Origin of the sequence: Bacteroides sp. RTP31139st1_H2_RTP31139_211217, from assembly GCF_040227615.1 — a bacterium.
GTDB lineage: Bacteria > Bacteroidota > Bacteroidia > Bacteroidales > Bacteroidaceae > Bacteroides > Bacteroides uniformis.
In genome coordinates this window covers 13,882-26,736 of record NZ_JBCNZM010000048.1, presented here as the reverse complement: position 1 = coordinate 26,736, position 12,855 = coordinate 13,882, and the positions used below count along the sequence as shown (strand labels likewise).

Genomic DNA, 12,855 nt, shown 5'->3' with positions numbered 1-12,855 from the left:
AAGGTAAGCGTGCCGAATATCTGAAAGAATACACTGATTATCAGAGTTATCGTATCAAGGCTAAGGAGATCGCAAAAGAAGTATTAGCAAAATTGAAGTAATCCGGTATGGAGGCGCAAGGGCATATATTAATACGAAGAAAGGCCAAAAATGGAATTGACGGTACTAATGGGGAACCGGGGAAAAACGGGCTGCAAGGCTGTATTCTCCGGCAATCCGAATGGGCTAAAGGCATAGAGTATCGCAATGACGAGGCTTTGACTTCCGGTACCCGGTACTTGGATATTGCAATTGTGACTACCGGTGCTAATACGTTTAATGCGTATAAATGTCTGAAAACTCATACGTCCAGTGATTCCATTCCGGTGACAAATACAACTTATTGGCAGAAGTTTAATTCTTTGGTGCCAGTGTACACTCCGCTTATCATGGCTCAAAATGCTATTCTACGGTTCATGCAGGGTAATCAGCTTTTGATAATGAAGGGCGATAATAAAACGGTTGCAGCAGGTCTTGTTGGTGGTGACTATCCGTTATGGGTTGGAGCTACAACACCGACTGATGCGCCATATAAGGTGAGTATAGCAGGGAAACTCTATGCGGCTGGTGCGGTTATTTCAGGTGACAGCACTTTTGAAGGTACATTGAAAGGTGTATCAGGCTCTTTTACAAGGTTGAATTGCGTGAATGCTGCTGGTGATGCGGTTGGAGGAATCAGCTTTGGAAGTGATGGAAGAATGTGGTTTGATGGTGATATGTATCATCAAGGTACTAAGGATAACCGGTCATTACGTTTCTACACTTCTGACTTATGGTGTAGAGGCGTGTTTGGCGCAAGGGAAAGAAGCATTATGGTAGTTTACGGCTCCTATGCCTATGTGTACACAAAAGGTGCTGATAAAACCGGTACTTATATACCTTTGACTTCCGGGACTTCCTCTGCTAACGAAACTTATTATACAGTTCCTTGCTATTCGCCAAGATACGATTATAACGGTGAAACTTCGGGTTTTCCAGTTGATACGGTTATATTTAGAATAACATCGAATGTAACCTACCGTTATCTTTTGAGTCTTGCCGTCACCCAAAGGATATTCGTGGTTAATGCAAATGACAATCATAATAATGTTCAGATATATGCGAATGGAACAAAGCAAACATTGAGTGGCGGTTCCATGTACCATTGTATGCAGTTGGTGGATTTTATGTATCCGTCACCGAACTCTGACTGGTTGGGAAGAGGACTGATGTTCGGTGCTTCAAATGATAATGATTGGAAGTGATTATGAAAAGGATAAATTTTGAAAGAATTGAGATATTTGTTGATATTGATAAGACGAGATGTTCCGTTGAGAACTACAAGAAGGATTTTGCCAATATCATTTATCAACTTGGCAGGGGAATAGAGGCTCATGCCCTCGCATTTAAAATATTCAACTCCAATGGAGAAATTGAGTATAACGATGAAGAGTGTAATATGATTAAGGAATACGCAAGTTTATGTTCCCCAGCCTTTATTGATGCTATCAACAAATTACTATTGGAATAAAAATAATAAACGCAAACACAAAAGGATATGAACGACATTATTGAAACATTCATTCACGACCATTTGTTTTTACATTTGGTTTTGATAGCGGTAAGTATGACAGCTATCATAATCGCAATGGGGATAGATTTTATTTCGGGGATTCAGAAGGCCAAACAGCGTGGGGAACTTCGTTCCTCGAAGAAGTACAAAATGACAGCGACAAAAGCGAAGAAATATTTTAATCCGTTTCTGACACTGGTTATGATTGACCTTATATGTTGCATCGTCATTCCATTTCCAGTATTCGCTATGTTATGGGCGGTTTATTGCGTTTTCTGTGAGTTCAAATCGGTACGTGAGAAATCATGGGAAAAGGCCGAGCTTCGGAAAGCGGAAAAGACCATGAGTATAATCATTGAGAATAAGGACGATATAGCACGACTGGCCGCACAAATATTGTTTGAAACACAAAAAGAAAAGGAGGATAAAAATGACACGGGGACTACGGAATAATAATCCGTTAAATATACGGAGAAATAATACGAAATGGCAGGGGTTGTCTGCAACACAGACAGATAAAAGTTTCTTTCAGTTTAAAACTATGGCATACGGTTATCGTGCTGCTTTTAAAACTCTTCAAACTTATATTCTTAATAAGTATGATACTGACAAAGACGGCACGGCCAATGAACTTGAAGATGTTATTATGCGATGGGCACCGCCATGTGAGAACAATACTGAAGTGTATATTGCCACAGTCGAAAAGCGTTCAGGCATATCTCGTCATACAATTCTGAACAGAAACAACCGGGAACAACTTATTGCGGTGGTGGCTGCAATGAGTTATGTTGAGAATGGTGTTCCTGCAAACATGGATGAGGTAAGGAAAGGTTGGGAGTTGATATAGGAAACAAACATATAAACACATAGAAGATATGGCAAACTTGAATTTTACTCTTAAAGAAGAGGATTGGTACGAAAGCCAACCTATACAGTTATCTACTGGGAAATTTGCTATTAGCATCAATTTTGGAGATGCAGCAAACAACAGAGTTGTTGTGTACAAAAGTTCTAATGGAAAGGATTATGTACCTTACAAAACAGCACTTGGGGTTGGAGAGTTCTGTGATATGAATGTCGACGGGTTGATAGCCGGACAATATGTTATGGTAGGATGTAATGAACTTCCTATTTCATCTTCATTTTTGGAAAGTTCTGATGGTAGCAGCAGTGCGAGCAAATCGGATATTTTAGCAGAAAGCGGACGTGCTCAACTGGCAGAGTCCCAACTGGAACAGTCCATAAATGCGGTGAAGACCGCTTTGGATGAATTGGTTGGTACTGTTGATGCGACTACGGCCATTGACACCTTCAATGAAATTGAAACCTTCCTTGCAGGAGTAACCAATGAAAAAACTCTGACTGGAATGTTGGCTGTTACTGATGGAAAGGCCGTGACCGCACAAACAACGGCTGATGCTGCAAAAAGTACAGCTCAAACAGCTCTTAGCAAAGCCACTGCCAATGAAACAAAACTTAATACAATACCTGAAATGCCGGAGAATGACGGTAAGATATATGGTTTCTGTAATGGTGCATGGGTAGTTATTGCGGAAGTTGGTAAAAATGTATATACAGATTGATTATGAGATTGAAGATAGGTATAGGAGTAATCTTTGTGTTACTCCTTGCGGCAACCTTTTTGATGTACCGGTTGTGGCAGGAAGAGAAGAAGGAAAGTGCCCGACTTTCAGATAATATGAAAAGTCTCTGTACTGGGCTTGAAGAATATAAGATTAGGGATAGTCTAAATGTGGTTGAAAACCATGTTTTACGGCTTAACATAGAAGAATTGAAAGAGCTGCGGAGTGCGGATGCAAAACTAATAAAAGAATTGAATCTGCGTCCAAAAGAAGTCGAATATATCACAACCACAAAAGTTGTCACTAAAGACAGTATTGTATTTGTTCTGAAAGACAGCTGTTTCAATTATTCAGATAAATGGGTGGATTTTTATGCAAATATTCCTGACAGCACATTTACTTATGAAGTGAGAGACAGTCTTTCAAGTGCGATAAGCCGGATATATAAACACAGGTTCCTATGGTGGAGATGGGGGACAAAGGGGTATAAACAAACGATAGTCAATCATAACCCACGAAGCAAAATCGTTTATAATGAAATTGTAAAGGTGGAACATTAATTAATAAGAAGGGAGCCGAAATGCTCCCTTCTCCTTTTTCTTTAGAAAGGCAAATCGTCTTTTTGTTCCCCAAAATCCACTGGCGGTTGAGGTATGGCAGTTTGTACGGGTGCCGCGGTGGATGATGCCCCCTGATAATAAGTTTGGGGCTGTTGCGCTGCGGTAGGCTGTCCTGGATTACGGAGTGTTGCTTTCCAGCAAGTAATGGAGTTAAACCATTTTCCTTGCCATTCATTCGCATTAATATCTATTTCAATATCAACGTCTTGCCCGACTGCTAATCCAAAATTCTGAATATTGCTATTCATTACTGAAAAAGCGACTTTTTTAGGGTATTGGCCGGGAATTTCCAAAACGAAATCTTGTCTTTGCCAGTTGTTACCATTTTTTGAGACACCCGATTGTATCGGTTGTGCCACGATGATTCTTCCTTCTAATTTCATAATCAGTTTATAAATAGTTAAACACTATATGTCCGTTTTTTTAAGTTTACAAGCATAATCTAAAATTCGTTCTTTGGTACCGAAACTTTCATCATTTCACCAAATGCCAAACCTTTTGATCTGACATTAATAGCAAGAATCTCCCAATAAACTTTCGGATATTCCTATACGATATTTTGCCATTTTTATCCGTCTTTATCAGCAGGATTTAACTTGTCTGACTCATTGATTGCGCGGCTGATAATATCACAATCAGTAAGTTTTCGTTGTATGATAGCCATACCCCTTTTGCAATTATCGCTTTGATTGAGGTTACAATACCCTCCCCTATATAAAATATCAGAAAGTTCATCCAATACTTTAAATGTGTCAGTGAGCCGGAGATATGTTATTCCGGTTACTTCTTTATTATATGGACGGACTTCTTCTATCCGTTTGTCAAGGGATAGGCAAGCAAGCTCTGCCATACATCTTGCAAGTTCTACTTTGGCAAGTAAGGCACTATTCTCAATCCGGCATTTGTCAAACTCCATTTTAATGGAGTATTCCATTTTAAGCAAATCAGGTTGTACTTCATCTGCAACATATTGGTTGGCATCAGCCATGAAAAAAGCTCGGTTTCCGGCTATTTTATTGATTTTCTTTTCATATTGAAGCATCAACTGTTCCAGTTTATTTCCTTGCTGCTTTACACGGAAACGACAAAGCCCTGATTTGCGTAATGCACTTAACATTTCTACAATTAAGGAGCAAACTATATCATTGGTGAACAATATGTTATATATTGCTGCCAATGTGATATTTTCAGCTTTCAACTTTTTGTCTTTTATATCACTTATTTTTCTTTCCATAAGTTCATGAAATCTTTATAGACACATGGTAGTGCAAAGATAAGCACAAACGCCTCAACAATCAATTTTATTAATTGTCCGGTTCCCATATCAATCCATTCTATTTTTATTATAATTCATTTTGGCTTCAATGAGTGAATCAATGTCACATTTGAAATGGTGTAGTGTGCTTAGGGCAACAATGATTACATCTGCCAGCTCTTCTTCTACATCTAAATACTCTTTAATATGTGGAGATTTCTCACCTGTACATTCAAAGACTTCGGCAACTTCTTCAAGCAGATCGCGGTGGAGATTGTTGTTACTATCATTGTCGGGATCAATCTTTCCACGTCTTACAGCACATTCATAAGCTTTTTGTGCGATTTCATTCAGCTTTTCCATCATCAATATGTTTTATCCAGTTATTATCTTTCTCCAAGAACCATTGCCAGCCATTTTGGGGTTTGATTTTTCGTTTTATATACCGGCGAACTGTGGCATAATTCAGATTTAACTTTTGGGCAGCTTGGGTTATTGACTCGAATCTATACCATTTGCCTTCGGGAGTGATTGCGATACACGCAAAGGCATGGGCGTTTCCATTAGACCAATATCTATGTCCTTTCAAAGCCTCGCTGTGTCTTTTTCTTATTTCAACAGCTCTCTCTTTGCCATAGTATTCTTCATAGGTTTTTCCTCGTAATCCGTGGTGATAGCCTTTATTGAAAACATTATGCCCGTTGACAACCCGTGTGACCGGTATTTCAGGGTCTAATCTTAATTCCATATTATTCCTTGTTTTTGTAATTGTCTCTTCTCATTTGGTGATAGCGATAGTACATGGATAAGTCGAGTTTACGAATGAAGTTATCATCCGCTTTCATGTCAGAAACTTTTTGGGCAGGTTTGGCTACTTCAAAGAAAATTCTCTTTACTGCATATCTTCCCTTTTCAAGAGAATAACATTGCACTGATCCTTCATAAGCATAAATAAGCCCGGAGAAATCAAGGACTTCATCGGGCTTTATCAAACCTTTCGGTACTATATAATAAAAATAATTGGTACGTTGGCCGGAAGTGACAACATCAAACTTGTTCTTGCCATATTTATCACTTTTCTTTTTGTCTTTATGGAAATCACATCTGCTTACTTTTACTTCATATTCATAAGTCAGGCGTGACCGGGTAACTTCCAATAAGTCAGCTTCCCATTTCCCGACAAAAATATTGGGAAAGATGCGGTTTCCTTTTTTATCACGAAAAACATGATCGCAAAAGCCTTGTATAATATCAAGTGTTTTCATCTGATCTTTGCATGTTCCTTATCCAGTTCATATTCAAAAAATCCTTTTGCCTTATCATAAAGTCCATCCTTTATATCAGAGAAATACATAGCGGCATTAAAGGCTTTCAATGCTGCCACACGAGCTTTCTTCTTATAATAGTCTGCCCGTTTGACTGCATTCTCTTCTTTTCTACGTTCTTGCTGTTCCAAATACCGGTCAACCGCTTCTCGTCCCCAACGGAACATGTCTTCTTTGTCGGCAAAGGTGGCAGATTCTTCACGGATCAGCCTTTTCTCCGAGGAAATGACATAAGCTGATATTCCTTTGTATCTGCGAATGGAAACGGCTATGTCGAAACCTTTATAATTTTGCTGTTCGACATAGCCGCCAAGAGTATAAGGGAAGTCTGTCTTTTCTATCATACAGCTTTGATATTGATTAGGGGCACAATTGTATCAACAATTTCTACCGTAGGTTCTATAAGCTCTTTTATCTCCTGAACATTTTTGTATGCCATAGGACTTTCATCCAATGTCCCTTCACATACGGAAGTAGAATACACATTGCTCATTTGGGCTTTGAATACATCCATTGATAATCTTTCTTTAGCTTCAGAACGGGAGTATAAGCGTCCGGCACCGTGGGGTGCAGAATAATTCCAATCTTTGTTTCCCTTACCACGACAAAGAAGAATACCGTCTGCCATATTCATAGGAATCACAACATAATCATTGGCGTATGCAGCAATAGCCCCTTTACGGATTATCATATCATCAAAGCTGATATAGTTATGGACTGTCTCAACAGATATTGCAGTGTTCCAGCCCAAAGCTTTGATTATACGTTGTATAATCAACTTGCGGTTGAAAGCGGCATATCCTTGTGCAATCACCATGTCACATAAATAGTGAAACATTGCTTCATTTGTGAGATACCCGGAATACCCGGCAAATTTTTCCTTCAAACGTTGTATTTCAGCTTGCATGGATTGTGGTTCAACAGTGGATTTCAAGCGTTGAATTTCATTAGAAAAAGCTTTTTTGTCAAATTTGGCTATTTCGGCATGGTATTTGCAAACCTTCACACCAAAGTTCCGCGATCCGGTATGTATTGTAAGAAATATATTATTGGTTGACTCGGCACGCCCCAGTTCTATAAAGTGGTTTCCACCTCCCAATGTACCTAAAGAGTTGTAGAATGTGCCTTCATTTATCCCCACCTTCTTACAAAGTTGTGATACATATTCTTCATTAATAACTGGTTTGGTTAGTTGGTATTTAGAGCAGAACTGATCCATTCTGATAGATAAGAAGGTAAACAAATCTTCCTTTTCTTGTTTGGATAAGGGTTGTTGGTTAATCTCAAATCCCATAGGTATGATGGAACGGATTGCATGATTAATGTCCGGGAAAGACTCTTCTGTTATTGCATTTTCAATTTCTACACACAACATTCCACAACCAATATCCACTCCGATATGATTGGGGTTGACACGATCTGTAACTGGCATGGTGAATCCAATCACTATATCTACTCCCTGATGGGTATCAGGCATAATACGAACCGGAACACCAGTCGTAACCGGATTGTTCAAAATGTTTTGTATCGTTCCAATAGCTTCATTTTCTATTGCATTTGTAAATATTTTACAATCTTTGCCGAATTTTCCTTGTAATTCAATCATAATCAAATCTTTTCGTTAAGTTTTTCAAGAAGTTCATTCGCACAGTTCTTTGCGTATTCTTCATCTTCATCATGAAAGGACTTGACTGTTATCCAAATCCCTGCAAATTTAACTTGTACTTTGTAATCAAGAAGGAGGTATTTCTCTCTGTTTCCGCTGCAATTATCTTCTACGAAGGTAGTCGTTTTATTGATTCTGTACTGTTTCATCATTATTTATTTCTTTAGAGTGGCAATTTCTATCAAGTATCTTAATGCACTGTTTAATTCCAGTATCAAATCCTTCTTTATAGCCTTTGGTATGCTCACCTAAAACATATATAGTCATTGACAGCCAAAATAGAAGTATGCCAACGGATTTATACCAGCATGGTAAAGATACAGAAAAGGGTTTTAAGGTGATAGAGAAATCACCGATCCACAGAAGACCGGCAATGAGCATGAGTAAATATAAGACTTTCATCATTTATCATTGTTAAGTTCAACATATTTGCCTTGTAAAGAGCAGTTCCTTAAAATTTCGGCATTTTCCCGGCCAAATGCAATAAGAACACTACCGCAACCGGGGCTGTCCCCACGTGTTCCATCGGGACGGAAGAATTTTATTCGATTCCTCAAAAACATCATACCGGTTGCTTTCGTGAAGATGATGTCTTGAAACTTATTGCTGTCACACCGGTTAAAAAGTAGTGCTATACCGTTGCCGTGTTCTGCCAATTTCTCTACAAACTGCCATATAAGCGGTTTGGAGTACGGAGGGTTAAGCCAAATTCGCCCCCCCCCCAATTTTGTATAAGACCATTGTCCTGCTTGTTGTACATGATTTTTGCGGTAGGCCAAAGAGGGTGCATGGGAGCACATGGATCAAGGTCAAATTCACCTAATGCTTCAATGATTTCTCGTGGTGTGTACCATTCATCGGAAGCGTTTGCAGATCGTTCAAAAGATGTATTCATGTATTACTTACATTTAGGATTTTACGAATTTCTATATGATCGCAATTTTCATCAGCCTTTTTCAGAATATAAGCAATCTCTTCTTCCTTCCTCATGTTCTGTGGACGTTTCGTTGCTTCTGCTCTCAATTCAGAAATAATTTTATCTACTTCAGGATTAGGAGTTTCATATAATTTTTTAAGTTCAGCGGCTCTAAGTTTAATAAGTTGCTCTGTCTTTTTGTTTAATTTCATCTTACAACATATTCTGTTATTCGTAAATTGGTAGTTTCATAAAACACATCCACATAGTCTTGCCATGTCTTCCGGTGGTGTGACCGAACAACGGCTGCCGTCCGATGGCTTTCAATACTTCTCTAACCGTTATTTGCTCTTCATTCCATTTGAAAATGAGAACGCCGTAATCTTCAAGTACTCGAAAGCATTCATCAATTCCTTTTTTTATCACCCTTGGCCAATCTTCGGGAAGTTTACCATACTTCTTGGCCAACCAACTATTTTGACCAACCTTTAGAAGATGGGGCGGGTCAAATACCACCAGTTTAAAGGATTTATCCAAAAATGGCATATCGGTAAAGTCAGATACAATATCCGGATGGACTTTCAGGCTTCGACCGTCGCAAAGAGTATGCTCTTCATCTCTGATGTCAGCAAACAAGATCAAAGGATTTTCCTTGTCGAACCAAAACATCCGGCTACCGCAACAGGCATCTAATATGATTTTCGTTTCACTCATTTCTATTTTATAATTCGTCAAACTCTTTTTGTAATTCTTTTATCTTACTATCCAAAGCATACATATAGCACTGAAGGAAATTCTTACCAAAAATTTCTTCCTTTAATGGTACATCATTGTGCATTCTGTTGTATGTAAATATCAATCCACCACCATATTTTATGTTAGAATTTTCAAGTGCCATCTTATGATCTTTGTATTCCTCTATTTTATTGTTGATTTCTATTGCTTTGTTGAATTTATCTTTATCCATATTTCTCCTTTCCATCTATCCTAGCAGCATATACATTGCTATTAGGAATAGATAATAAATTGTTGTTTTACTCATTTCTTTCTTTTTTATTACATATTGCAATCTCCACACATATCCACAAGGGAATCAAATTCTTCTCGTGAGTATTCAAATCCATTGATTACGATTACCTCGTTACCATTTTGGTCAAAATAAACTCCATCATTCATTTCTGTTCGATTTTACGGTTTTCTTTTAATTCTTCTTCACTGATATGTGTATTAGAATGATCGTCAAGATTAGAAATGTATTTGTGTTATTAGGGCCACAATACAAACACATTTTGGTAAAAGGTGAATATACCCTTCCACACTTCGGACAAATCCAACCTTGCTGTCCGAACATTCCATTAAAGTTTACTTCATTCATAATTACTCGGTTATTGGTTTATCAATCGGCATCCAGTGGGTTATATCCTTATCTTCAATCCAACCATTGGAGAGTGCCCACATGCCTTTGTTATATCCTTTATCTCTCCGCAGCCATCCTATGACATAATGCCGGATGGAGTTCTTATCATAAAGAAGAACTTCCTTGTTAGGCTCCGGCAACCGTTCCTTAACACTTATCCAAAGAGATTGCTTCGACTTCCATTCTGCACCTTGAACGAAATTCATCTCTCCAAACTTTGCCAAATCTTTACCGCTCAAAGTTCTGTCAACTGTCCTATGATTAAATAGGATATTTTCACTTGCCGCTTCTTCTACTGTCTGTTTCATTTATTCCCTGTCAAATAAATTAGTTTGAACCAACGTTCCTCTCTCTGTTTTTATCTCCCCAAAACATTCCCGGTGAAAACGTTCTTCTTGTGCTTCAAAGTATTCTTCATCTATTTCAGTTGCATAGAAATCGAATCCAAGTCCATAAGCAGCTATTCTGCTGCTTCCTGAACCTAAATGACTATCAAAAATTTTGTCTCCCTCTTTGGCGTTTTTTCTTAATATTTCAGCATATAATTTCACTGGCTTCTGACAACGATGGATATTTCCACCTCGTTCTCCAATTGTACACCGGTTTAGAGTTATGATCCGAAGAGCCTTGTCAAAACTACTCCATGCCAATTCACCGTCAGACATAGTTAATCCATGTTGTCCTTTATCCCAAACAATCCAACCCATTTTGGGAGGAAGATAGGTAGTAAAGTAGTTACCACCAAAAATTATTTGATTCTTCGATACCCTGAATAGTTCCTCAAAATATTTCTTTCCGGGGGGGGGACTTATCCCAATCCTTTCTTTTATATTGTTTAAAGCCTAAATGCTTCGGCATCCCACCTTTGTGCATTATGTCTATGCCATACTGGGGATCGACTATCGCTAAATCAAAGAACTTATCAGGAATCCCCTTCATGTATTCCATACAGTCCATGTTATATACTTCGCTTATCGGCATTATTTATATCCTTTCTATTCTGTTATTATTAATTTCATGTGCATTCTTGAAATCATTTTCTCTTCTTCTTTCAACTTATGATAATAATCTATAGCTTCATCTTTAGTATTGAATGTACCAACACACGAATAATGCCAAGATTCGAAAGGATCTTTGAGGATATACAAGTTGTATGAACCTAAGACCGTTTTCGCCAAATAGTAAGGATCTCGTATCATAATGTTCATTCCATTTTTATTTACTCGCATAGTCCATGAAACAGACTCATGCAGGCATATCCACCTTCCGGCTCGAACATATCAGGGGTATGTTCTTTAACGTACTCCAAAACTTCCTCTACATAAGGATATTGTTTGTTTTTACAGAATCTTTGAGGTATGTATAATGGAGGAAAGAAGGAATGTCCTACGCTTTTCTCTGCTTGAATTAGGCGTTGGCACATTTTAGGATCATTTTTGGCTATGAGTTCGATTTCTTTGTGCCGACAAATGATACACGGGAAAAATCCAACACGTGAGAATCCACGATAATACAATGGATTCGGTTTCTGCCCTGCATCCAGTATGCAATCTATAACTTGCTGTGCACTCCATTTGAAGATCGGTCTTAGAACAGAAGCGTCATATTGGGAACACCATTCTTTGACATCCTTACTTCGATAGTTTTCAGTTCTTCCTTTCTTATTAGGTTGGAAATACGATTTGAAATACATACATTCCTCTTCCATTGCCGCACGTGCTGTACTTTCTCCGGCTCTGATACCTTGTATGATAATGCAGCTTTCTTTCAAAGAAAGTACATAATCAATCATTGGCTTCATTTTTAGTTCACTGGTACAAAATCGTGCATTCGTGGAAGGAAATCTTTTCTTATGAGCTGCCAAAGACACAAAATCATATTTTGATTTGAGAGTTATAAGTCTTACACCCATTTGCAGACAAACATCATTCACATGTTTATATGTGTCAGGGTGTTCCCAACCGGTGTCACAAAACACAGCGGTTAAATTCCCCCCCCCATATTGTTTGAAGGCTTGGATCAAACATGCTTGTGAATCCTTACCACCTGAAAAACTTACTAATATTTTCATTTTTATATCATTTCAATTTTCACATATTCATGTTTATTAATCCCGGCACTACCTTTGGGAGAATATACTAATCGACCTCCATTATCCAATATCTTTTGTACATCTTTCATAGCTTGGTGTGCTTGGGCATAGTCTTTGTATTCTTGGTGGCCTATTGGATATTTGCAATATCTTCTGCCACCGTCAGGCATGATGCTGATACCGAATACTGTTTCATGAGTTTTTTGGTTGAAATTCTGTTGAGTCCTTACTTTCATTTTTTTTGATACATTTTCCCAGTTTAAGTATAAATACATATTCATTGTCAGGCGCTCCCCAATTGGTGTTACCAACTCCGATGGTTATAGATTCAAGTTCAAAAAGCATTGTCCGTTTGGTGTAGCCAAAACGGAAGCGAACATGAGTGTATTC

The 12,855-nt window shown here is 38.2% G+C and carries 23 protein-coding genes and 3 pseudogenes (1 of these 26 only partly in view); 7 read left to right on the top strand and 19 right to left on the bottom strand.

What is annotated here, in order from left to right:
• The 7 genes and pseudogenes from ABUA47_RS10240 to ABUA47_RS10210 form a co-directional block, all read left to right on the top strand.
• A pseudogene (locus ABUA47_RS10240) lies at positions 1-101 on the top strand (hypothetical protein) (it extends 220 nt beyond the left edge of the window).
• A 6-nt stretch (positions 102-107) separates the two neighbouring features.
• Positions 108-1,283, top strand: coding sequence for a hypothetical protein (locus ABUA47_RS10235; RefSeq protein WP_349824476.1), 1,176 nt, complete (start codon positions 108-110; stop codon positions 1,281-1,283).
• Between the two features lie 2 nt (positions 1,284-1,285).
• Positions 1,286-1,549, top strand: coding sequence for a hypothetical protein (locus ABUA47_RS10230; RefSeq protein ID WP_004326738.1), 264 nt, complete (start codon positions 1,286-1,288; stop codon positions 1,547-1,549).
• 27 nt (positions 1,550-1,576) lie between these two features.
• Entirely contained in the window at positions 1,577-2,044 is a 468-nt protein-coding gene (locus ABUA47_RS10225) for a hypothetical protein (RefSeq protein ID WP_349824475.1), read from the top strand.
• On the top strand, positions 2,022-2,438 hold the full coding sequence (locus tag ABUA47_RS10220) for a hypothetical protein (RefSeq protein WP_005794367.1): 417 nt from the start codon (positions 2,022-2,024) through the stop codon (positions 2,436-2,438). The genes ABUA47_RS10225 and ABUA47_RS10220 overlap by 23 nt, the downstream gene beginning before the upstream one ends.
• A gap of 28 nt (positions 2,439-2,466) precedes the next feature.
• Entirely contained in the window at positions 2,467-3,174 is a 708-nt protein-coding gene (locus tag ABUA47_RS10215; protein WP_005794365.1) for a hypothetical protein, read from the top strand.
• On the top strand, positions 3,171-3,734 hold the full coding sequence (locus tag ABUA47_RS10210) for a DUF6549 family protein (protein WP_005794364.1): 564 nt from the start codon (positions 3,171-3,173) through the stop codon (positions 3,732-3,734). Before ABUA47_RS10215 ends, ABUA47_RS10210 begins: the two co-directional genes overlap by 4 nt.
• Before the next feature lie 41 nt (positions 3,735-3,775).
• Here the strand turns inward: ABUA47_RS10210 and ABUA47_RS10205 are convergent, their stop codons facing one another.
• From ABUA47_RS10205 to ABUA47_RS10115, 19 genes and pseudogenes are all read right to left on the bottom strand, one after another.
• Positions 3,776-4,177 (bottom strand): DUF3127 domain-containing protein, encoded by a 402-nt coding sequence (locus ABUA47_RS10205; RefSeq protein ID WP_349824474.1) that lies wholly within the window; start codon positions 4,175-4,177, stop codon positions 3,776-3,778.
• A 185-nt stretch (positions 4,178-4,362) separates the two neighbouring features.
• Positions 4,363-5,028: a hypothetical protein gene (locus tag ABUA47_RS10200; RefSeq protein ID WP_007854365.1), complete on the bottom strand. Its 666-nt coding sequence runs from the start codon at positions 5,026-5,028 to the stop codon at positions 4,363-4,365.
• Between the two features lie 90 nt (positions 5,029-5,118).
• The gene (locus tag ABUA47_RS10195) at positions 5,119-5,412 is read right to left on the bottom strand and encodes a MazG nucleotide pyrophosphohydrolase domain-containing protein (RefSeq protein ID WP_007854367.1); all 294 of its coding nucleotides are present in this window, start codon (positions 5,410-5,412) and stop codon (positions 5,119-5,121) included.
• A complete protein-coding gene (locus ABUA47_RS10190) occupies positions 5,396-5,797 on the bottom strand; it encodes a hypothetical protein (RefSeq protein ID WP_007854369.1) in 402 nt (133 codons plus the stop codon). The genes ABUA47_RS10195 and ABUA47_RS10190 overlap by 17 nt, the downstream gene beginning before the upstream one ends.
• Position 5,798: 1 nt before the next feature.
• Positions 5,799-6,314, bottom strand: coding sequence for a hypothetical protein (locus ABUA47_RS10185; protein ID WP_349831584.1), 516 nt, complete (start codon positions 6,312-6,314; stop codon positions 5,799-5,801).
• Positions 6,311-6,718 carry a hypothetical protein gene (locus ABUA47_RS10180; protein WP_004326730.1) on the bottom strand — a complete coding sequence of 136 codons (408 nt, stop codon included), beginning with the start codon at positions 6,716-6,718 and terminating at the stop codon, positions 6,311-6,313. Before ABUA47_RS10180 ends, ABUA47_RS10185 begins: the two co-directional genes overlap by 4 nt.
• Positions 6,715-7,980 (bottom strand): RtcB family protein, encoded by a 1,266-nt coding sequence (locus ABUA47_RS10175; RefSeq protein ID WP_349824473.1) that lies wholly within the window; start codon positions 7,978-7,980, stop codon positions 6,715-6,717. The genes ABUA47_RS10180 and ABUA47_RS10175 overlap by 4 nt, the downstream gene beginning before the upstream one ends.
• A 2-nt stretch (positions 7,981-7,982) precedes the next feature.
• Positions 7,983-8,192: a hypothetical protein gene (locus ABUA47_RS10170; RefSeq protein ID WP_007857030.1), complete on the bottom strand. Its 210-nt coding sequence runs from the start codon at positions 8,190-8,192 to the stop codon at positions 7,983-7,985.
• Positions 8,167-8,442, bottom strand: a complete 276-nt coding sequence (locus ABUA47_RS10165; protein WP_007846615.1) for a hypothetical protein — start codon at positions 8,440-8,442, stop codon at positions 8,167-8,169. Before ABUA47_RS10165 ends, ABUA47_RS10170 begins: the two co-directional genes overlap by 26 nt.
• Positions 8,442-8,935 (bottom strand): annotated as a pseudogene (locus tag ABUA47_RS10160) (DNA N-6-adenine-methyltransferase). The gene ABUA47_RS10165 and the pseudogene ABUA47_RS10160 overlap by 1 nt, the downstream one beginning before the upstream one ends.
• A complete protein-coding gene (locus tag ABUA47_RS10155; RefSeq protein ID WP_004327450.1) occupies positions 8,932-9,168 on the bottom strand; it encodes a hypothetical protein in 237 nt (78 codons plus the stop codon). The pseudogene ABUA47_RS10160 and the gene ABUA47_RS10155 overlap by 4 nt, the downstream one beginning before the upstream one ends.
• Before the next feature lie 16 nt (positions 9,169-9,184).
• Complete coding sequence (locus ABUA47_RS10150; RefSeq protein ID WP_004327449.1) at positions 9,185-9,670, bottom strand: hypothetical protein; 486 nt, start codon at positions 9,668-9,670, stop codon at positions 9,185-9,187.
• Positions 9,671-9,677: 7 nt separating this feature from the next.
• Positions 9,678-9,923: a hypothetical protein gene (locus ABUA47_RS10145; RefSeq protein ID WP_004327448.1), complete on the bottom strand. Its 246-nt coding sequence runs from the start codon at positions 9,921-9,923 to the stop codon at positions 9,678-9,680.
• Positions 9,924-10,333: 410 nt separating this feature from the next.
• Positions 10,334-10,681, bottom strand: a complete 348-nt coding sequence (locus ABUA47_RS10140) for a DUF551 domain-containing protein (protein WP_004327443.1) — start codon at positions 10,679-10,681, stop codon at positions 10,334-10,336.
• Positions 10,682-11,080, bottom strand: a complete 399-nt coding sequence (locus ABUA47_RS10135; protein ID WP_004327442.1) for a DNA methyltransferase — start codon at positions 11,078-11,080, stop codon at positions 10,682-10,684. It lies immediately after the preceding gene.
• 73 nt (positions 11,081-11,153) lie between these two features.
• Positions 11,154-11,321 (bottom strand): hypothetical protein, encoded by a 168-nt coding sequence (locus ABUA47_RS10130; protein WP_225538764.1) that lies wholly within the window; start codon positions 11,319-11,321, stop codon positions 11,154-11,156.
• A gap of 271 nt (positions 11,322-11,592) precedes the next feature.
• Positions 11,593-12,444, bottom strand: coding sequence for a phosphoadenosine phosphosulfate reductase family protein (locus ABUA47_RS10125; RefSeq protein WP_349831582.1), 852 nt, complete (start codon positions 12,442-12,444; stop codon positions 11,593-11,595).
• 2 nt (positions 12,445-12,446) lie between these two features.
• Complete coding sequence (locus ABUA47_RS10120) at positions 12,447-12,701, bottom strand: hypothetical protein (protein WP_004326717.1); 255 nt, start codon at positions 12,699-12,701, stop codon at positions 12,447-12,449.
• Positions 12,658-12,855: pseudogene (locus tag ABUA47_RS10115) on the bottom strand (hypothetical protein); the annotation flags it as partial. The pseudogene ABUA47_RS10115 and the gene ABUA47_RS10120, both read right to left, overlap by 44 nt.